The following is an 18,312-nucleotide window of genomic DNA, read 5'->3' on the forward strand; positions in this document are numbered from 1 at the left end:
GCGTTTCTAGCGGAGGCCCGTCGAGCGGGTCAGGGCTGCCTGGATCAGGCGGTCGATGAGGTCGGGGTAGCTGACACCCGTCGCCTGCCACATCTGCGGGTACATCGAGATCAGGGTGAAGCCCGGCATCGTGTTGATCTCGTTGATGACGAAGTCGCCGTCCTCGGTGAGGAAGAAGTCGGCGCGGACCAGGCCCTCGCAGGACGCGGCCTCGAAGGCGTCCACCGCGAGCGCCTGGATCTCGGCCGTCTCCTGCGCGGTCAGCGGGGCCGGGACGACACCGGGGGTGGAGTCGATGTACTTGGCCTCGAAGTCGTAGTACGCGTGCGCGGCGGCCGGCGGGATCTCCGCCGGGACCGAGGCGCGCGGGCCGTCCTCGAACTCCAGGACGCCGACCTCGATCTCACGCCCGCGCAGCGCCGCCTCGACGAGGATCTTCGGGTCGTGGGACTGGGCCTCGGCGATCGCCTCGTCCAGGCCCGCCAGGTCGTCGACCTTGGTGATGCCGATCGACGAACCGGCGCGCGCGGGCTTCACGAACAGCGGCCAGCCGTGCTCGCCGGCGAAGTCGACGATCCGCTTGCGGGCGGCGGACTCGTCCTGCTTCCACTCGCGGGGGCGGATCACCAGGTACGGGCCGACCTTGAGCCCGAAGGAGGTGAACACCCGCTTCATGTACTCCTTGTCCTGGCCGACGGCCGAGGCGAGCACGCCCGAGCCGACGTAGGGGACGCCGGAGAGCTCCAGCAGGCCCTGGAGGGTGCCGTCCTCGCCGTAGGGGCCGTGCAGCACCGGGAAGACCACGTCGACCTCGCCGAGCGCCTTGGGCACCGAGCCGGGCTCGCTGTAGACGACCTCGCGGCTGGCCGGGTCGACCGGGAGCACGACGCCGCCCTCGGTGGACTCGGCGAGGTCGCCGACCTCCGGGGTGCGGCGGTCGGCGATCGCCATGCGTTCCGGTTCGTCGGCCGTGAGCACCCAGCGGCCTTCCCGGGTGATGCCGATCGGCAGGACGTCGTACTTCGTCCGGTCGATGGCGGCGAGTACGGCGCCTGCGGTGACCGTGGAGATCCCGTGCTCGGAGCTGCGACCGCCGAACACGACGGCCACACGCGGCTTGCGAGCGGGCTGCTCAGGGTTCTGGGGGAGGTTCTCGGTGCTCATATCGCGTTGAGAGTACCCGGTGGTAGGGCCCCGAGACAGCGTCCGTCGCGTGCCGTGGCTCAGCGTCGCTCGGGCTTCGCGCTGCGCGACATCAGCTCCTTGAGGGCGACCACCGGGGGCTTGCCCTCGTGCACGATGTCCACGACGGTCTCGGTGATCGGCATCTCCACGCCGTGCCTGCGGGCCAGATCGGCCACGGACTCACAGGACTTGACGCCCTCGGCGGTCTGCCTGGTGACCGCGACGGTCTCCTCCAGGGTCATGCCCTTGCCGAGGTTGGTGCCGAAGGTGTGGTTGCGGGACAGCGGCGAAGAACAGGTGGCCACCAGGTCGCCGAGGCCCGCGAGCCCGGAGAAGGTCAGCGGGTCGGCGCCGAGCGCGCTGCCCAGCCGGGCGGTCTCCGCGAGACCGCGGGTGATGAGCGAGCCCTTGGCGTTGTCGCCGAGCCCCATGCCGTCCGCGATGCCCACGGCGAGGCCGATGACGTTCTTCACGGCACCGCCCAGCTCGCAGCCGACCACGTCGGTCTCGGTGTACGGCCGGAAGTACGGTGTGTGGCAGGCCGCCTGGAGGCGCCGGGCCACCGTCTCGTCGGTGCAGGCGACCACGGCGGCGGCCGGCATCCGGGCCGCGATCTCCCGGGCGAGGTTGGGCCCGGTGACGATGGCGATACGGTCCGCGCCGACCTTGGTGACGTCGTCGATGACCTCGCTCATCCGCATGGCGGTGCCGAGTTCGACGCCCTTCATCAGGGACACGAGAATCGTCCCGGGCGCGAGCAGCGGCGTCCATTCGGCGAGGTTGGCCCGCATGGTCTGGGACGGCACCGACAGGAACGTGAAGTCGGCGCCGGCGGCCGCCTCGGCGGGGTCGGTCGTGGCCCGGAGGTTCTCGGGGAGTTCCACGCCCGGCAGGTAGTCGGGGTTGGTACGGCCGGAGTTGATCGCCTCCGCGACCTCCGCGCGCCGCGCCCACAGGGTGACCTCGCACCCGGCGTCGGCGAGCACCATCCCGAAGGCCGTACCCCACGAACCCGCGCTGAAGACCGCCGCCTTGGCAGGCTTGCTCACTTGCCGCTCTCCTCTTCCAGACCGCTCTGCGCACGCGTCCGGCGCCGCTGCTCGATCCGCACCTGACGAGGATCGTAGGGGGTCTCGGGGGCCTTCTCGCCGCGGATCTCCTCCAGCTGGCGCGTGATGGCCGCCATGATGACCTCGGTCGCCTCCTTGAGGACCTCCTGGGTCATCTCCCTGCCGTAGAAGCGGGTGAGGTCGACCGGCGGACCGGCGAGGACGTGGTGCGTCTTGCGGGGCAGCAGGTTGAGCTTCTTCGCGTACGGCGGGAGGAGTTCGTTGGCGCCCCACTGGGCGACCGGGATCACCGGGCACCTGGTCTGCAGGGCGACGCGGGCGGCACCGGTCTTGCCGGTCATGGGCCACTGGTCCGGGTCGCGCGTGATCGTTCCCTCTGGGTAGAAGGCGACGCACTCGCCGCGTTCCACGGCGTCGATCGCGGCCCGGAAGGCGCTGAGCGCGTCGGTGGACTCCCGGTAGACGGGGATCTGTCCCGTGCCGCGCATGGCGGCACCGACGAATCCCTTCTTGAAAAGCCCGCTCTTCGCCAGGAATCGCGGAACGCGGCCGGTGTTGTACTGATAGTGGGCGTAGGCGAAGGGGTCGATGTGAGAATTGTGGTTCACCGCGGTGATAAATCCGCCCTCGGCCGGAATGTTGTCCATTCCGCGCCAGTCCCGCTTGATCAGAACCACCAGCGGCGGTTTGCAGAGCACCGCAGCGAAGCGGTACCAGAAGCCGATTCTCCGGCGGGGCACGCGGACACCTTCCTCTAGGACTTCCTCCCGGTCCGGGATCGGGAAGAAGTGTGGTCCCGGCCCGCCGGTCTGTCGAGAACACCGTACGCCCCGGTGTCGCGGTCGCCGGGTGGGCCCGGGTGACAATGAGGCAACGAGGGAGGGACGGTACATCGGTGCAGTGGACCTTGGTCATTCCACTCAAGCCTCTGGCCCGGGCGAAGAGCAGGCTCGCGGACACCGCGGCGGACGGTGTGCGCCCGTCGCTGGCCCTCGCGTTCGCCCTGGACACGGTGGCGGCGGCCCTGGCCTGCCAGGCCGTGAAGGATGTGGCGGTCGTCACGGTCGATCCGCGGGCCGGGCGCGAGCTCTCGGCGCTGGGCGCGCGCATCGTCCCCGACACGCCGGGAGGCGGTCTGAACGCCGCCCTCCGGCACGGGGCGGCCGTCGCCCGCGCATCGCGTCCGGAAAGCCCCGTGGCGGCCCTGAACGCCGATCTGCCCGCGTTGCGTCCGCTGGAATTGGCCCGGGTGCTCGACTCGGCCGCGGAATTCCCGCGTGCTTTTCTCCCGGACGCGGCGGCAATCGGCACCACTGTGCTGACGGCGGCGCCCGGCAGTGAATTGGCGCCCGCGTTCGGCCCGGATTCCCGCGCCCGGCACGCCGCCTCGGGAGCCGTGGAGCTGCGGGTCGCCGACGTCGACTCGGTACGCCAGGACGTGGACACCGGCGCGGACCTGCGCACCGCCCTGGCGCTGGGCGTGGGCACCCGCACGGCGGCGGTGGCGGCCCGCCTGCTGATCCCGGACCAGTAGGCTGCGCCCATGCAGGCGACCGCATACACGTACGACCCCGAGACCCACAGCGGCCAGGTACTCCTGGACGACGGAACCCCAGTCCCCTTCGACGGCCCGGCCTTCGAGGCGGGCGGCCTGAGGCTGCTGCGACCCGGACAACGGGTAAGGATCGAAACGGAGGGGGCTGGAGACGACCTCCGGATCACCCTCGTGACCTTGCAGACGCTCTGAGGCGGTATCCGCACCTGAAAGCCCCCTGGAACACACCGCGGGCCGGACTCCCCGGGGGAATCCGGCCCGTCGCGTGAGTATCCCGACTGCGCCGCGGAAGCGGAGGCCTAGCGACTCGCGGTCTTCTTGGCGGTGGCCTTCCGCGCGGTCGACTTCTTGGCCGGCGCCTTCTTGGCGGTGACCTTCTTGGCCGGCGCCTTCTGCGCGGCGGTCTTCTTCGCGGTCGCCGTGGTCTTCTTGGCGGTCGTCTTCTTCGCCGCCGCGGTGGTCTTCTTCGCCGCCGCCGCGCCCGTGGTCTTCTTCGCCGTCGTCTTCTTCGCGGCGGCCGTGGTCTTCCTGGCCGCGCCCGTCGCCTTCTTGGCGGTGGTCTTCTTCGCCGCCGCCTTCTTGACCGTCGCCGAAGCGGCGCCGGTCAGGCTGCCCTTGGGCGCCTTCTTGACCGAGACCTCACCGCCGCGCGGGAGCTTCTTGGAGCCGCTCACCAGGTCCTTGAAGCCCTGACCTGCACGGAAGCGCGGCACGGAGGTCTTCTTGACCCGAACCCGCTCGCCCGTCTGGGGATTGCGGGCGTAACGGGCGGGGCGGTCCACCTTCTCGAAGGACCCGAAGCCGGTGACCGAGACCCGCTCACCCGCGACGACCGCGCGGACGATGGCGTCCAGGACATGGTCGACAGCGTCGGCCGCCTGCTGGCGACCGCCCATCTTGTCGGCAATCGCTTCTACGAGCTGCGCCTTGTTCACGTCTTCCCCTTCGGAGACCTCGCCAGAACGAAAGTGTTCAAGCTTTTTCGCACGTTAGGCAGATATATACCGCAAATCAAACACGAAACGGGCTTATCACCCTTGTGCCGCAACGGACTCGACCGTCTCGCAGGGTCCGGTCAGCCTTCCTCTTGCGGGAATCGACCCGCTTCGAGGTCGGCGTTGAACCGCTCGAGCCGCCTTGCCGCGTCGGCGATGTCGTGCTTGGCCGCGGCCGTAATGACCAGCAGCTTCCGGGTCAGCGCCATCCGTACGCCCTCCGGGACTTGCAGTGCGCGCACTGTTGTGTGCGCTTCCTTCAGTTGGTCCGCGACCGCCGCATAGAGCTGGAGTTGGCCGTCGTGTTCCATGCACAGATTGTGCCATCTGGGGCGAGTTGTCGCCTGCGCAGGGGGCAACTGCCGCCTCGAATGGCCTTCCGGGCACTTGCGCGAGCCCCGGACACAGCACTCACCTACCCCGACAACATCAGCCCTAACGTGGGAAGTTGGCAAGACCTGCGACAACGCGAGCGTCCGTTCGGGTGCAGACATGGCCGTACCCCCAATCGTGGCGATCGGGGGTACCGGCGGGGTCGTGCGATGGCTGAAACCAGCCGTATTCAGATGTGGTGATCAGGCCCGAACCGGGCTCCGGGTCAGACCTGGAGCGTCCGCGGCTTGTACGACGGCCGCTTGGCCTCGTACGCGGCGATGTCGGCCTCGTTCTGGAGGGTGATGGAGATGTCGTCCAGCCCGTTCAGCAGCCGCCAGCGGGAGTTCTCGTCCAGCTCGAAGGAGGCGGTGACGCCCTCGGCGCGCACCTCGCGCTTCTCCAGGTCGACGGTGATCTCGGCCTCGGGGTCGCGCTCCGAGAGCTCCTGGAGCGCCTCCACGATCTTCTGGTCCAGGACCACCGTGAGCAGGCCGTTCTTCAGCGAGTTGCCCCGGAAGATGTCGGCGAAGCGGGAGGAGATCACGGTCTTGAAGCCGTAGTTCTGCAGCGCCCACACGGCGTGCTCACGGGAGGAGCCGGTGCCGAAGTCGGGGCCGGCGACCAGGACGGTGGCGCCCTGCCGCTCGGGGCGGTTGAGGATGAAGTTCTCGTCCTTGCGCCAGGCCTCGAACAGCCCGTCCTCGAAGCCGTCCCGGGTCACCTTCTTGAGCCAGTGAGCAGGGATGATCTGGTCGGTGTCGACGTTGGAGCGGCGCAGCGGGACGGCCCGGCCGGTGTGCGTGGTGAATGCTTCCATGGCTGATCAGACTCCAGCGGGCGTACGAACGTCGGACAGGTCGGCCGGGGAGGCCAGGTGGCCCAGGACGGCGGTCGCGGCCGCGACCTGCGGCGACACCAGGTGGGTGCGGCCGCCCTTGCCCTGTCGCCCCTCGAAGTTGCGGTTCGAGGTGGAGGCGGAGCGCTCACCCGGGGCCAGCTGGTCGGGGTTCATGCCGAGGCACATCGAGCAGCCCGCGTGCCGCCATTCGGCGCCGGCCTCCTTGAAGACCACGTCCAGGCCCTCGGAGACGGCCTGCAGACCGACCCGCGCGGAGCCGGGGACGACCAGCATCCGTACGCCGTCGGCGACTTTGCGGCTCCGCAGGATCTCGGCGGCGGCGCGCAGGTCCTCGATCCGGCCGTTGGTGCAGGAGCCTACGAAGACGGTGTCCACATTGATGGAGCGCAGCGGCTGGCCGGCCTCCAACCCCATGTACTCCAGGGCCTTTTCGGCGGCGAGGCGCTCCGAAGCGTCTTCGTACGAAGCCGGGTCGGGGACGTCCGCCGAAAGCGGGGCGCCCTGCCCGGGGTTGGTGCCCCAGGTGACGAACGGCGAGAGCGCGGCGGCGTCGATGTGGACCTCGGCGTCGAAGACCGCGTCCTCGTCCGTGCGCAGCGTCTTCCAGTACTCGACCGCCGCGTCCCAGTCCGCGCCCTCGGGGGCGTGGGCGCGGCCCTTGATGTACGCGAAGGTGGTCTCGTCGGGGGCGATCATGCCCGCGCGGGCGCCGGCCTCGATCGACATGTTGCAGATGGTCATGCGGGCCTCCATCGAGAGCTTCTCGATGGCGGAGCCGCGGTACTCCAGGATGTAGCCCTGGCCGCCGCCGGTGCCGATCTTGGCGATGATCGCCAGGATCAGGTCCTTGGCGGTGACGCCCTCGGGCAGTTCGCCGTCGACCGTGATGGCCATGGTCTTCGGGCGGGCCAGCGGCAGCGTCTGGGTGGCCAGCACGTGCTCCACCTGGGAGGTGCCGATGCCGAACGCCAGCGCGCCGAAGGCGCCGTGGGTGGAGGTGTGGGAGTCGCCGCAGACGACCGTCGTGCCCGGCTGCGTCAGGCCCAGCTGCGGACCGACCACGTGCACGACGCCCTGCTCGACGTCGCCCAGCGGGTGCAGGCGCACCCCGAACTCGGCGCAGTTCTTGCGCAGCGTCTCCAGCTGGGCGCGGGAGACGGGGTCCGCGATCGGCTTGTCGATGTCGAGGGTCGGGGTGTTGTGGTCCTCGGTGGCGATGGTGAGGTCGAGGCGGCGCACCGGGCGGCCGTTCTGGCGCAGTCCGTCGAAGGCCTGCGGGCTGGTCACCTCGTGCAGCAGGTGCAGATCGATGAAGAGGAGGTCGGGCTCGCCCTCGGCGCGCCGGACGACGTGGTCGTCCCAGACCTTCTCCGCGAGTGTCCTACCCATCGCTTTCCCTCCGGCCGGCAGACGTGCACCGGCCCAACTAGAGATCTTGAGGAAGCGGCTGCCCGTGTTCCGGGCCCCTGAAGTCGTGGTTCCGGGCGTCCGCCGCCGGGCCCGTTGGTCCGCGGGCCACTGTGTTCTTCCAGAGTGGCGCGTTCCCCCGAAAATTGAACTTGCGTTTCACAGAGTGAGACGTGAGTATCGTTGCATGGACAACAGTAGCGGCGTCGGCGTTCTGGACAAGGCGGCCCTTGTCCTGAGCGCTCTGGAGTCCGGTCCGGCCACCCTCGCGGGTCTGGTCGGGGCAACCGGACTGGCACGGCCCACGGCCCATCGGCTGGCCGTGGCTCTGGAGCACCACCGCATGGTGGCACGCGACATGCAGGGCCGTTTCATTCTCGGTCCGCGACTCGCGGAACTGGCCGCGGCGGCCGGCGAGGACCGCCTGCTCGCGACGGCGGGCCCGGTGCTCACGCACCTGCGCGACATCACCGGCGAGAGCGCGCAGCTCTACCGCCGGCAGGGAGACATGCGGATCTGCGTGGCCGCCGCGGAACGCCTGTCCGGCCTGCGGGACACGGTCCCGGTCGGCTCGACCCTCACGATGAAGGCCGGTTCCTCGGCGCAGATCCTGATGGCCTGGGAGGAGCCGGAGCGGCTGCACCGCGGCCTGCAGGGGGCTCGCTTCACGGCGACGGCCCTCTCCGGCGTCCGGCGCCGCGGCTGGGCCCAGTCCATCGGTGAGCGGGAGCCGGGCGTCGCGTCGGTGTCGGCGCCGGTGCGGGGGCCCTCCAACCGCGTGGTCGCCGCCGTCTCCGTCTCCGGCCCGATCGAGCGCCTGACCCGCCACCCCGGCCGCATGCACGCCCAGGCGGTCATCGACGCGGCGGGCCGCCTCTCCGAGGCGCTTCGCCGCACCGGCTGAGCCCCGAAACGAACGCTCCCGCCAGGAGAGGCCGGCCCCAACGCCGCGGCCGGCCTCTTCCCGACGGGAGTGGAGAAACCCAGGGGCGCTGGGGGTGCCCCCGGCCGAAGGCTGGGGGAGGAACTGCGCGATCAGCCGCACGCGACCAGCACCCTCCCCCCTGGCCGGACCCCAACGGCGCAGAGACAACCCCCACCCGTCGTCAGCCGACCGCTGCGCCGTCATGGCTGATCGCGCAGTTCCCCGCGCCCCTTACGGGGCGCTTTTGCCGACGCCCCTGTAAGCGAACCGGTCCTTCGCGTAGCGGCCCCGGCGCTCCACGGGGACCGTCCCGCTCGCCGCGCCCAGTCCGAACTCGGGCATGTCGAAGTAGATCGACTCGTACGACCCCTCGGGCGCCACGTAGGTCTCGTGCCACAGGCCCACGTGCTGCCGCAGCTTCCCCGCCCGCTCCTTGCGGTTCACCAGGCTCCACACCCCGTGGTGCAGCATCTCCGGCGAACTCGCGTAGGCGTACAGCTTCTCCTTGGACTCCCAGTACTGGACGACGTAGTACGTCCGCGGTGACGCCGTCAGCAGGACGCGTCCGAGGAGTCCCCGTCCGGGGTCGCGCGCAAGCTCCCGGAGCATGCGGACCATGGACAGCATGACCGGGAGCCACTGGTGCACCGCCCAGAAGTGGTTGATGCGCATGCCGATCAGCAGCACCACCGCATCGCCCTCGCGCGCCGCGGTCGTACGGCCCGGTATCGGTTTGGCGACCATGCGAGACACCCCCCGGTTCCCTGTCGGATAGCGGCACTATCCGTCTCTCGGTGCTTGGATAGTGGCACTTACCAAGGAGAGGTGCAAGAGATGCGGCTGGCCCGGTTGAGCGAGCGCAGCGGGGTGCCCGTCGCGACGATCAAGTACTACCTGCGCGAGGGCCTGTTGCCGCCGGGCCGCCAGGTCAACACCACGACCGCGGAGTACGACGAGGAGCACCTGCGCCGGCTGCGGCTGGTGCGGGCGATGATCCAGGTCGGCCGGGTGCCGGTGGCGAAGGTGCGCGAGGTGCTCGGGCACGTCGACGACGAGTCGCTGGGCCGCACCATCAGGGTGGGCTCCGCGCTGTGGGCGTTGCCACAGGTGCCCGAGCCGGACGAGGACGACGAGTACGTGCGGGCCGCGCACCGGGAGGTGGGCGCCCTGTTGACCACCCTCGGCTGGGAGAACGCCAAGCAGCTGACGACCGTCTCCCCCGCCTACCGCCGACTGGTGGTCTCGGTGGCCGCGTTCCGCCGGCTCGGCTACGACTGGGACAGCGAACTCCTCGTGACCCGGGCGAAGTTGATGCACCAGGCGGCGATCGCCGATCTGGACTTCCTGGAGACGCAACCCTCGGAGAAGGAGAAGGTGGCGGCCGCGGTGGCCAGCGCGGTGCTGGTGGAGCCGATGCTCCAGGCCCTGCACCGGCTGGCCCAGGAGGAGGAGACGGCCCGGCGCTACGGCTTCGAGTAGGACCCGGACACGACGAAGGCCCTCCGCTTCACGCGGAGGGCCTTCGTCGTGTGTACCCCCGACCGGATTCGAACCGGCGCTACCGCCTTGAGAGGGCGGCGTGCTAGGCCGCTACACAACGGGGGCGTGGATCTTGCAGGCGTTCAACGTGCGACGCCGCAGATCCCAGCTGGTCTACCTGGACTCGAACCAAGACTAACTGAACCAGAATCAGTCGTGCTGCCAATTACACCATAGACCAATGATGGTTTAGACCAGTTCGTACCCCCGACCGGATTCGAACCGGCGCTACCGCCTTGAGAGGGCGGCGTGCTAGGCCGCTACACAACGGGGGCCCTAGCGATCATCCGTGGATGATCTCCGTACCCCCGACCGGATTCGAACCGGCGCTACTGCCTTGAGAGGGCAGCGTGCTAGGCCGCTACACAACGGGGGCTTTGCAGATGAGCTCTGCGAGCTGGCCTACCTGGACTCGAACCAAGACTAACTGAACCAGAATCAGTCGTGCTGCCAATTACACCATAGGCCACTGGAACGCAAGCCCCTGAGGGGATCTTGTTCTAGTTTCGCTCCTCCGGTTCCGGCCTTTCGGCCCGCTCTCCGGCGGCGCAGGAAGAACATTACCTGAAGGTGGACGGGGCTCCAAAACGGGTATCGGCGCGCAGGAGCGCGGGCAGTTCGGCGAGGGAGGCGATCCGGTGCGGGCCGACGGGCGCGTCGGCCCCGGTGGACGCGCCGGTCCGGTCGATCCACACCGACAGCAGCCCCGCGTCGACGGCACCGCGCGCGTCGATCTCCGGGTGGTCACCGACGTACGCGACCTCGTGCGGGGCCAGTTCCAGCGCCTCGCAGGCCGCCAGGAAGGCGCCGGCGGCGGGCTTGGAGACACCGAGTTCGGCGGCGCACAGGATGACCTCGAAGCGGTCGTGCACACCGAGCGCCCGCAGCTTGGGGTCCTGGACGTGCAGGCTGGAGTTGGACAGCACGGCGTGTCGGTACCCCGCGGCGAGCGCGTCGAGGGCGGGCAGGACGTCCGGGAAGAGGGCCCAGGCGGCCTCGTAGTGCGTGCGGTAGCGCCTGAACCAGTCGTCGGCCTCGTCGCCGCTCAGGGCCTCCCCCAGGAACACCCGGATCCGCTCCCGGCGCTGCTCCTCGAAGGACACCTCCCCCGCCGAGAACCGCGCCCACTGCTGGTCGGTGATCTCCCGCCACCGCACCAGCGCCGCCTCGGCACTCCCGTACGCCGCGAGCAGCCCCTCGGCCGCGAGGTGCGCCCGCATGCCCGCGCGGTCGGCGCTCGTGTAGTCGAAGAGAGTGTCGTCCACGTCCCAGACCACGGCCCTGATCGTCATAGGCCCGACGGTACCCGGCGGGTACGGCGAAGGGGCGGCCCCGGGATGAACCGGGGCCGCCCCTCACGCGCGCGTGCGCTACGCGGCCAGCCTGGTGAGCGCCGCGTCGATCCGGGCCAGGGTCTTCTCCTTGCCGAGGATCTCCAGGGACTCGAAGAGGGGCAGGCCGACCGTGCGGCCGGTGACGGCGACACGGACGGGCGCCTGAGCCTTGCCGAGCTTGAGGCCGTGCGCCTCGCCGGCGGCCAGGACGGCCTCCTTGAGGGACTCGGGGGAGGTCCAGTCGGCCGCCTCGAGCTTCTCGCGGGCCGTGGCCAGGAGGGCGTCGCTGCCCTCCTTCATGGCCTTGGCCCAGGACGCCTCGTCCACGGCCGGCTCGGGGAGGAACAGGAAGTCGACGTTGTCGGTGATCTCCGAGAGGACCTTCAGGCGGGTCTGGGCGTGCGGGGCGATCGCCTCCCACTTCGCCTCGTCGAAGTCCTCCGGGGCCCAGGGGGCGAAGGGGGCCTTCAGCCAGGGGGCGCAGCGCTCGGTGAAGTCCTTCACGTCCAGCATGCGGATGTGGTCCGCATTGATCGCCTCGCACTTCTTCAGGTCGAAGCGGGCCGGGTTGGGGTTCACGTCGGAGATGTCGAAGGCGGCGACCATCTCGTCGATCGAGAAGATGTCCTGGTCCGCCGAGAGCGACCAGCCCAGCAGCGAGAGGTAGTTGAGCAGGCCCTCGGGCAGGAAGCCCCGCTCGCGGTAGAGGTTCAGGGACGACTGCGGGTCGCGCTTGGACAGCTTCTTGTTGCCCTCGCCCATGACGTAGGGGAGGTGGCCGAAGGCCGGGGTCTGCTTGGCGATGCCCAGCTCGGTCAGCGCCTTGTAGAGGGCGACCTGGCGCGGGGTGGAGGAGAGCAGGTCCTCGCCGCGCAGGACGTGGGTGATCTCCATCAGGGCGTCGTCGACCGGGTTGACCAGCGTGTACAGCGGGGCGCCGTTCGCGCGGACGATGCCGTAGTCCGGGACGTTCTCCGGGGTGAAGGTCAGCTCGCCGCGGACCAGGTCCGTGAAGGTGATCGTCTCGTCGGGCATCCGGAAGCGGACGATCGGCGTACGGCCCTGGGCCTTGTACGCCTCGACCTGCTCGGCGGTGAGGTCGCGGCAGTGGCCGTCGTAGCCGGACGGCTTGCCGGCGGCGCGGGCGGCCTCCCGGCGGCTGTCCAGCTCCTCCTGGGAGCAGTAGCAGTGGTAGGCGTGGCCGGCGTCGAGAAGCTTCCGGGCGACGTCCTGATAGATGTCCATCCGCTGCGACTGGCGGTACGGCGCGTGCGGGCCGCCGACCTCGGGGCCCTCGTCCCAGTCGAAGCCCAGCCAGCGCATCGCGTCGAGCAGCTGGCGGTACGACTCCTCCGAGTCGCGGGCCGCGTCGGTGTCCTCGATACGGAAGACCAGGGTGCCCTTGTGGTGGCGGGCGAACGCCCAGTTGAACAGGGCGGTGCGGACCAGGCCCACGTGGGGGTTACCGGTGGGCGAGGGGCAGAAACGTACGCGGACGGGGGAGCCGGATGCGCTAGCCACGCTTGACAACCTTGTTGGTGAGAGTGCCGATGCCTTCGATGGTGACGGCGACCTCGTCGCCGACGTTGAGGGGGCCTACCCCTGCCGGGGTGCCGGTGAGGATCACGTCGCCGGGCAGCAGCGTCATGGCCTCGGTGATGTGGACGATCAGGTCCGCGATGGGGTGGATCATCTCGCTCGTACGGCCGAGCTGACGCTGTTCGCCGTTGACGGTGAGCTGGATCGTCAGGTCGGACGCGGTGGCGAGGTCGAGGTCCGTCTCCACCCAGGGGCCGAGCGGGCAGGAGGTGTCGAAGCCCTTGGCCCGGGCCCACTGCTTCTCGCGCTTCTGCACGTCACGGGCGGTGACGTCGTTGGCGCAGGTGTAGCCGAAGATGACGTCCGCCGCGCGCTCGCGCGGGACCTCACGGCACATGCGGCCGATGACCACGGCCAGTTCGGCCTCGTGGTGGAGCTCCTGCGAGAAGGCCGGGTACTGGATCGCGTCGCCGGGGCCTATCACCGAGGTGGACGGCTTGAAGAAGGCGAAGGGGGCGTCCGGGACCTCGTTGCCGAGCTCCTTCGCGTGCTCCGCGTAGTTGCGGCCGTAGGCCACGACCTTGTTGGGGAGCACCGGCGGCAGGAGCCTGACCTTGCTCAGCGGGACCTTGGTCCCCGAGAGCTCGAAGTCGGCGAACGGAATGCCCTTGATGATGTCGAGGACGAGTTCGTCCTGCTTGTCGCCCTCGACGGCGCCGAAGGCGACGTTCCCGTCGATGGAGAACCTGGCGATGCGCACGGGATCGTGACGCCCCTCACTGAGCCGGTCGGAGTCTGACGCTCCAGGCTAACGCGGGGCGGGGCGGCCGCCGTGGAATTACCCAGGTGACTGAGTGAACGGCGGCCTCGGCCCCGTACTGGAGGGCGGCCCCGTCCTACTCGGCGACCGGGGTCCCGGCGGGGGCCTCCATGAGGATCGTGCGGCGCGGGTTGGCGGTCTGGGCGGGGAGGTCGAGGGAGTGCTCGGGCAGTTCCGGGGTCCCCAGCTCCTCGGCGTCCTTGAGGTGGGCGAGGGTGGTGCGCCGGGGGTTGGCTATGTTGCGGAACATCATCGTCGTCTTCACGGTTGCAGTGGACCCCGTCGTGTGTGGGTTGGCAGAACGTCGCCTCTTGTAAAGCGCCAGGCTAAACATCGAATTCCCGACGGAAGTCGCCAACTAGCCCTGATCCGCGTGTGAGTTTGCTCACGAAGGCAGGGACAAACAGGTCATTCCCCACAGGCAACTCTCGGCAACGAAACGGACATTGCCGAACTGAACCTGTCATTCCGCTCCTGATCATGGCGACTGGGACACGGCTCACCCACGCGCGACTGGCGGGCATACGTCCGTTATGTACGCGAACGGCCTAGACATCTCGTAACGTGTCACTCACACGCTGTCACAGAGGTCACAGCTCGGCCCACGGCCCTTGTTGGAGATCCGGCACTGTGCTGGAATTCCACGGACCGCCGCAGGATCGAGCCGGCGCGCAGGGGGCGCAACAGCGCCGAGTGGCGGCGAGACAGGGGGAGCCAGCGCCGGTCACACTCACGACCAATCAGGGGGCGCATTCAGGGCGCTCCCCGTACAACGCCGACACCGTGTCCCTCCGTTCAGCGGAGGGGCGCCTGGTCCAGAGGTTGCGACGCTAGTGCAGGGACGTTTCAAGAGGGATGGCAGCGCTCCGGCGGAGCCGGAGGCGCACGGCGGGACCGACCGCGGTTCCTCGCCCCAGCACGCCCAGAACCCGGGCCCGGCCCCGGTCGGCGGTGGTGACGGCGGTGAGCGCCCCGGGCGCCCCGCCGTGTCTGCTTCCTCGGGGTCGACGGGCTCCACGGGCCCCCAGCCGACCGCCGCGCCGGCACCCCCGATCAAGCCCGCGAAGGGACCGTCCAACGCGGGCTCGCGCATAGCCCTGCGCAACTGGCGCATCTCCACGCGCCTGGTGTCGCTGCTCGCGCTCCCCGTGGTCGCGGCCACGACGCTGGGCGCGGTGCGTATCAACCAGTCCCTGGACGACATCCAGCAGCTCGACAACATCAAGCTGCTGACGGACATGACCAAGCAGGCCACCGAGCTGGCCCAGGCGCTCCAGGACGAGCGCGACCAGTCGGCCGGCCCGCTGGCGCACGGCCAGTCGACGAACAGCGTCACGGTCAAGGGATTCGAGGAGAAGACCGACCGGGCCCGCGAGAACTTCCTCAACGCCTCCGAGGAAATCGACACCGCGAGCAAGAACGGTCAGCTCCAGGGCGTCCGCGACAGCCTCGTCGGCCTCGCCGGCCAGCTGGACGACCTGGCGAAGATCCGCAAGGACGCCTACCAGCAGCAGCGGAACTCGACCCAGACGGTCGAGGCCTACCACCGGCTGATCACCCAGCTGATCGACCTCTCGCAGGACATGGCGCAGGCCTCCAGCAACCCGGAGATGATCCAGCGCACCCGCGCCCTGGCGGCGTTCTCGACCGCCAAGGAGTACGCGTCCGTCCAGCGCGCCGTCATCGCCGCGGCCCTGCCCGCCAACAACACCAGCGCGGGTGACCTCTCGGAGAACGACCGCCTCTACGGCGAGTCGGCCCAGGCGAGCGAGACCTCCGAGCTGACGATCTTCCGGAAGATCTACTCCGGCAACGCGGCCGAGCTGCTCAAGCCGATCGACGAGAACAACCCGACGATCGAGGCCGCCAACACCTACGCCAAGCGTGCGCTCGGCGCCCAGAACGGTCTGAACGAGCTGTCCAAGCGGTCGTACCGCGACTGGGTGGACGACAGCTCGACCAAGATCGACCAGATGCAGAAGATCGAGCACACCCTGCTCGAGGACATGGAGCAGAAGGCGCGCGAGCTGCGCAACTCCTCCGAGCAGTCGGCGATCATCTCCGGTGCCCTGATCCTGCTCGTCCTCGGTGTCTCGCTGGTCGGCGCCTTCATCGTGGCCCGGTCCATGATCCGCTCGCTGCGCCGCCTCCAGGAGACCGCCACCAAGGTCGCCCAGGACCGCCTGCCCGAGCTGGTCAAGCAGCTCTCCGAGTCCGACCCCCAGGACGTCGACACGTCCGTGGAGTCGGTCGGTGTGCACTCCCGGGACGAGATCGGCCAGGTGGCCGCGGCCTTCGACGACGTGCACCGCGAGGCGGTCCGCCTCGCCGCCGAGCAGGCCCTGCTGCGGGGCAACGTCAACGCGATGTTCACCAACCTCTCGCGCCGTTCCCAGGGCCTCATCCAGCGTCAGCTCTCGCTCATCTCCGAACTGGAGTCCCGCGAGGCCGACCCGGACCAGCTGTCCTCCCTCTTCAAGCTCGACCACCTCGCGACGCGTATGCGCCGTAACGGTGAGAACCTCCTCGTCCTCGCGGGTGAGGAGCCCGGCCGCCGCTGGACCCGTCCGGTCCCGCTGGTCGACGTGCTCCGCGCCGCCGCGTCCGAGGTGGAGCAGTACGAGCGGATCGAGCTGGCCTCGGTGCCGACGACCGAGGTCGCCGGCCGCGTGGTCAACGACCTCGTGCACCTGCTCGCCGAGCTGCTCGAGAACGCGACCTCCTTCTCCTCCCCGCAGACCAAGGTCAAGGTCACCGGTCACGCGCTGCCCGACGGCCGGGTGCTGATCGAGATCCACGACACCGGTATCGGCCTCTCCCCCGAGGACCTCGCCGCGATCAACGAGCGGCTCGCCTCGCCGCCCACCGTGGACGTCTCCGTCTCCCGCCGCATGGGTCTGTTCGTGGTCGGCCGGCTGTCCCAGCGGCACGGCATCCGCATCCAGCTGCGCCCGTCCGACTCCGGTGGTACGACCGCGCTGGTCATGCTCCCGGTCGACGTCGCCCAGGGCGGCAAGAAGCCCGCTCCCGGCAAGCCCGGCGCCCCGGCGCCGTCCGGTGGTCCGGCCGCCGCGCAGGCCGCGGCCGGTGCCGCGGCGGCCCGGCGGGGCAACGGCCAGGGTGGCGCTCCGGGTCCGCTCGGCGCGGGTGCCCCCGCCCCGGCGCTCGGCGGCGGTGCCGCGGGCGGCTCGCGCGGTGGCGCCCTCGGTTCCGGCGGGCCCTCCGGTGGCGGGCCGCTCGGTGCCGGTGCCGGTCCGCGCGGTCAGGTCGGCACGGGCCAGGGTCCCCGGGCCGCGCTGCCCGGCGCGGGTCCGAACGGCAACCGTCCCGGTGCGCCCGGCGGCGCCCGCGGCCCGCAGGCCCCGCAGGGCGGCCGGCAGAACGGCGCTGCCTTCGGCAACCAGGACGCGTTCGGCAACCCGCAGGGCCCCTTCGGCGGCCAGGACGCCTTCGGCAACCGCGGCCCGGTCCCGCCGCAGCGCGCCGCGAACCCCTCCGACCAGGGCCGTCAGCCGCAGCTCCCGCCGCGCGGCGGTCCCCGGGCCGAGCTGCCCGGCGGCAACCCGCAGGGGGGCCGGCCCAGCTGGAGCGACGACAACGCCCAGCCGCCGCTCTCCCGCGCCTCGCTGGACACGCCGCGCGGCCACGACGAGCAGGACCAGGGTCACACCGCGCCGATGCCCCGCATCGACGAGCGGCACGACCTCGGCGCCACCTCGCAGATGCCGGCGATCCCGCAGGGCCCGTCGTCCACCGGCGAGTTCCCGCGCCCGGACTTCAACGTCCCCGGCGGCGGCCAGAACACCGGCGCGTACCCCCGCCAGGGGCTGCACGGCCAGCAGGACACCGGTTCCTTCCCGCGTCCGAACGTGAACGGTTCGCAGGACACCGGCTCGTTCCCGCGTCCGAACGTGAACGGGCAGCAGGACTCCGGGCAGTTCGTCCGCTCCGACGTCTTCGGCACCCCGGCCGGTCAGCCGGGCGGTCCCCAGAACACCGGCCAGTTCGCCGCGCCGCAGGCCTACGACAACGGCTCCACCGGCCAGTTCGCCACCCCGCCCTTCGACGGCGGCGGCACCGGCCAGCACTCCCTGCCCGGCCGCCAGAACGGCTTCGCGGGCAACGGCCAGGGCGGCAACGGCCAGGGGAACAACGCCCGCAGCATGGACTTCGGCACCTCGCAGCGCCAGCCGGTGCCGCCGGTCCGCCAGGAGCCGGAGGCGCTGCCCCCGGCGAGCGGTCCCGGTGACGGTCGTACCCCGCTGTACGACACGCTGGAGACCAACTGGTTCCACGGCGGCCAGGAGGAGCAGCACCCCCAGGGCAACGGCAACGGTTCCGCGCCGCTTCCGCCCGTCCCCGTACAGCCGCCGGCCCCCGCGGCCGCGGCCCCCCAGCGTTCCGCGACCAGCTCCTGGCGCCCCTCCCCCAACGACGACCTCGTCCGGCAGGCGGAGCGCGTACGGCAGCCGGCCGCGGGCGGCGTCACCACCTCCGGGCTGCCGCGCCGGGTGCCCCGGGCGAACCTCGTCCCGGGTACCGCACAGCAGCAGCAACAGCACCAAGCAGGTCCGCAGGTCTCGCGTTCGCCTGACGACGTTCGCGGCCGGCTGACCAATCTCCGTCGGGGTATCGCGCAGGGCAGGCAGGCCGCACCAGGCCCGCAGACCGGCAGCTTCCCGAGCCCCACTCACCAGCAGGAGCGTTAG

The 18,312-nt window shown here is 70.4% G+C and carries 17 protein-coding genes and 5 tRNA genes; 5 read left to right on the forward strand and 17 right to left on the reverse strand.

What is annotated here, in order from left to right:
• Positions 1-6: 6 nt before the first annotated feature.
• The 3 genes from ACZ3KP_RS06670 to ACZ3KP_RS06680 are packed head-to-tail and all read right to left on the reverse strand — an operon-like array spanning position 7 to position 2,995.
• Complete coding sequence (locus tag ACZ3KP_RS06670) at positions 7-1,164, reverse strand: D-alanine--D-alanine ligase family protein (RefSeq protein WP_467496993.1); 1,158 nt, start codon at positions 1,162-1,164, stop codon at positions 7-9.
• Between the two features lie 59 nt (positions 1,165-1,223).
• Positions 1,224-2,234, reverse strand: coding sequence for an NAD(P)H-dependent glycerol-3-phosphate dehydrogenase (locus ACZ3KP_RS06675; RefSeq protein ID WP_467496995.1), 1,011 nt, complete (start codon positions 2,232-2,234; stop codon positions 1,224-1,226).
• Entirely contained in the window at positions 2,231-2,995 is a 765-nt protein-coding gene (locus ACZ3KP_RS06680) for a lysophospholipid acyltransferase family protein (protein ID WP_467496997.1), read from the reverse strand. Before ACZ3KP_RS06680 ends, ACZ3KP_RS06675 begins: the two co-directional genes overlap by 4 nt.
• Positions 2,996-3,150: 155 nt before the next feature.
• Here ACZ3KP_RS06680 and cofC point away from each other — a divergent pair, with 155 nt between their 5' ends.
• Together cofC and ACZ3KP_RS06690 are read left to right on the forward strand one after the other, a co-directional pair.
• Positions 3,151-3,789, forward strand: a complete 639-nt coding sequence (gene cofC, locus ACZ3KP_RS06685; protein ID WP_467496999.1) for a 2-phospho-L-lactate guanylyltransferase — start codon at positions 3,151-3,153, stop codon at positions 3,787-3,789.
• Between the two features lie 9 nt (positions 3,790-3,798).
• Positions 3,799-4,002 carry a hypothetical protein gene (locus tag ACZ3KP_RS06690; protein WP_132889782.1) on the forward strand — a complete coding sequence of 68 codons (204 nt, stop codon included), beginning with the start codon at positions 3,799-3,801 and terminating at the stop codon, positions 4,000-4,002.
• A gap of 107 nt (positions 4,003-4,109) precedes the next feature.
• Here ACZ3KP_RS06690 and ACZ3KP_RS06695 read toward each other — a convergent pair whose 3' ends face one another.
• The 4 genes from ACZ3KP_RS06695 to leuC form a co-directional block, all read right to left on the reverse strand.
• Positions 4,110-4,745, reverse strand: a complete 636-nt coding sequence (locus tag ACZ3KP_RS06695; RefSeq protein WP_358974965.1) for an HU family DNA-binding protein — start codon at positions 4,743-4,745, stop codon at positions 4,110-4,112.
• 140 nt (positions 4,746-4,885) lie between these two features.
• Entirely contained in the window at positions 4,886-5,116 is a 231-nt protein-coding gene (locus ACZ3KP_RS06700; protein WP_046733962.1) for an SCO5555 family protein, read from the reverse strand.
• Between the two features lie 287 nt (positions 5,117-5,403).
• Complete coding sequence (gene leuD / locus ACZ3KP_RS06705) at positions 5,404-5,997, reverse strand: 3-isopropylmalate dehydratase small subunit (RefSeq protein ID WP_467497002.1); 594 nt, start codon at positions 5,995-5,997, stop codon at positions 5,404-5,406.
• A gap of 6 nt (positions 5,998-6,003) precedes the next feature.
• The gene (gene leuC, locus ACZ3KP_RS06710; protein WP_467497004.1) at positions 6,004-7,428 is read right to left on the reverse strand and encodes a 3-isopropylmalate dehydratase large subunit; all 1,425 of its coding nucleotides are present in this window, start codon (positions 7,426-7,428) and stop codon (positions 6,004-6,006) included.
• A gap of 205 nt (positions 7,429-7,633) precedes the next feature.
• Here leuC and ndgR point away from each other — a divergent pair, with 205 nt between their 5' ends.
• Positions 7,634-8,350 carry an IclR family transcriptional regulator NdgR gene (gene ndgR, locus ACZ3KP_RS06715; protein WP_003993203.1) on the forward strand — a complete coding sequence of 239 codons (717 nt, stop codon included), beginning with the start codon at positions 7,634-7,636 and terminating at the stop codon, positions 8,348-8,350.
• Positions 8,351-8,602: 252 nt separating this feature from the next.
• Here the strand turns inward: ndgR and ACZ3KP_RS06720 are convergent, their stop codons facing one another.
• The gene (locus ACZ3KP_RS06720) at positions 8,603-9,115 is read right to left on the reverse strand and encodes a DUF4188 domain-containing protein (protein ID WP_467497006.1); all 513 of its coding nucleotides are present in this window, start codon (positions 9,113-9,115) and stop codon (positions 8,603-8,605) included.
• A gap of 90 nt (positions 9,116-9,205) precedes the next feature.
• Here ACZ3KP_RS06720 and ACZ3KP_RS06725 point away from each other — a divergent pair, with 90 nt between their 5' ends.
• Positions 9,206-9,850: a MerR family transcriptional regulator gene (locus ACZ3KP_RS06725; RefSeq protein ID WP_467498052.1), complete on the forward strand. Its 645-nt coding sequence runs from the start codon at positions 9,206-9,208 to the stop codon at positions 9,848-9,850.
• Positions 9,851-9,903: 53 nt separating this feature from the next.
• Here the strand turns inward: ACZ3KP_RS06725 and ACZ3KP_RS06730 are convergent.
• The 9 genes from ACZ3KP_RS06730 to ACZ3KP_RS06770 form a co-directional block, all read right to left on the reverse strand.
• Positions 9,904-9,976: transfer RNA gene (locus ACZ3KP_RS06730), tRNA-Glu, on the reverse strand.
• 43 nt (positions 9,977-10,019) lie between these two features.
• A tRNA-Gln gene (locus ACZ3KP_RS06735) sits at positions 10,020-10,091 on the reverse strand.
• Positions 10,092-10,112: 21 nt separating this feature from the next.
• Positions 10,113-10,185 (reverse strand) — tRNA-Glu (locus ACZ3KP_RS06740).
• A 28-nt stretch (positions 10,186-10,213) separates the two neighbouring features.
• Positions 10,214-10,286, reverse strand: a tRNA-Glu gene (locus tag ACZ3KP_RS06745).
• 21 nt (positions 10,287-10,307) lie between these two features.
• A tRNA-Gln gene (locus ACZ3KP_RS06750) sits at positions 10,308-10,379 on the reverse strand.
• 91 nt (positions 10,380-10,470) lie between these two features.
• Positions 10,471-11,202, reverse strand: a complete 732-nt coding sequence (locus ACZ3KP_RS06755) for an HAD family hydrolase (RefSeq protein ID WP_467497008.1) — start codon at positions 11,200-11,202, stop codon at positions 10,471-10,473.
• A gap of 78 nt (positions 11,203-11,280) precedes the next feature.
• A complete protein-coding gene (gltX, locus tag ACZ3KP_RS06760) occupies positions 11,281-12,765 on the reverse strand; it encodes a glutamate--tRNA ligase (protein ID WP_467497010.1) in 1,485 nt (494 codons plus the stop codon).
• Positions 12,758-13,543 carry a fumarylacetoacetate hydrolase family protein gene (locus ACZ3KP_RS06765; protein ID WP_358974950.1) on the reverse strand — a complete coding sequence of 262 codons (786 nt, stop codon included), beginning with the start codon at positions 13,541-13,543 and terminating at the stop codon, positions 12,758-12,760. Before ACZ3KP_RS06765 ends, gltX begins: the two co-directional genes overlap by 8 nt.
• Before the next feature lie 136 nt (positions 13,544-13,679).
• On the reverse strand, positions 13,680-13,868 hold the full coding sequence (locus ACZ3KP_RS06770) for a hypothetical protein (RefSeq protein ID WP_132889773.1): 189 nt from the start codon (positions 13,866-13,868) through the stop codon (positions 13,680-13,682).
• Between the two features lie 568 nt (positions 13,869-14,436).
• Here ACZ3KP_RS06770 and ACZ3KP_RS06775 point away from each other — a divergent pair.
• Positions 14,437-18,312 carry a sensor histidine kinase gene (locus tag ACZ3KP_RS06775; protein ID WP_467497014.1) on the forward strand — a complete coding sequence of 1,292 codons (3,876 nt, stop codon included), beginning with the start codon at positions 14,437-14,439 and terminating at the stop codon, positions 18,310-18,312.

The organism is Streptomyces sp. NPDC020958, from assembly GCF_055562175.1.

Bases quoted from the DNA above. Each gene is read 5' to 3' on its own strand.
- ndgR (WP_003993203.1), top strand. From the start codon at position 7,634: ATGGACAACAGTAGCGGCGTCGGCGTTCTGGACAAGGCGGCCCTTGTC.
- leuC (WP_467497004.1), bottom strand. From the start codon at position 7,428: ATGGGTAGGACACTCGCGGAGAAGGTCTGGGACGACCACGTCGTCCGG.
- ACZ3KP_RS06725 (WP_467498052.1), top strand. From the start codon at position 9,206: ATGCGGCTGGCCCGGTTGAGCGAGCGCAGCGGGGTGCCCGTCGCGACG.
- ACZ3KP_RS06670 (WP_467496993.1), bottom strand. From the start codon at position 1,164: ATGAGCACCGAGAACCTCCCCCAGAACCCTGAGCAGCCCGCTCGCAAG.
- ACZ3KP_RS06690 (WP_132889782.1), top strand. From the start codon at position 3,799: ATGCAGGCGACCGCATACACGTACGACCCCGAGACCCACAGCGGCCAG.
- ACZ3KP_RS06700 (WP_046733962.1), bottom strand. From the start codon at position 5,116: ATGGAACACGACGGCCAACTCCAGCTCTATGCGGCGGTCGCGGACCAA.
- ACZ3KP_RS06720 (WP_467497006.1), bottom strand. From the start codon at position 9,115: ATGGTCGCCAAACCGATACCGGGCCGTACGACCGCGGCGCGCGAGGGC.
- ACZ3KP_RS06755 (WP_467497008.1), bottom strand. From the start codon at position 11,202: ATGACGATCAGGGCCGTGGTCTGGGACGTGGACGACACTCTCTTCGAC.
- leuD (WP_467497002.1), bottom strand. From the start codon at position 5,997: ATGGAAGCATTCACCACGCACACCGGCCGGGCCGTCCCGCTGCGCCGC.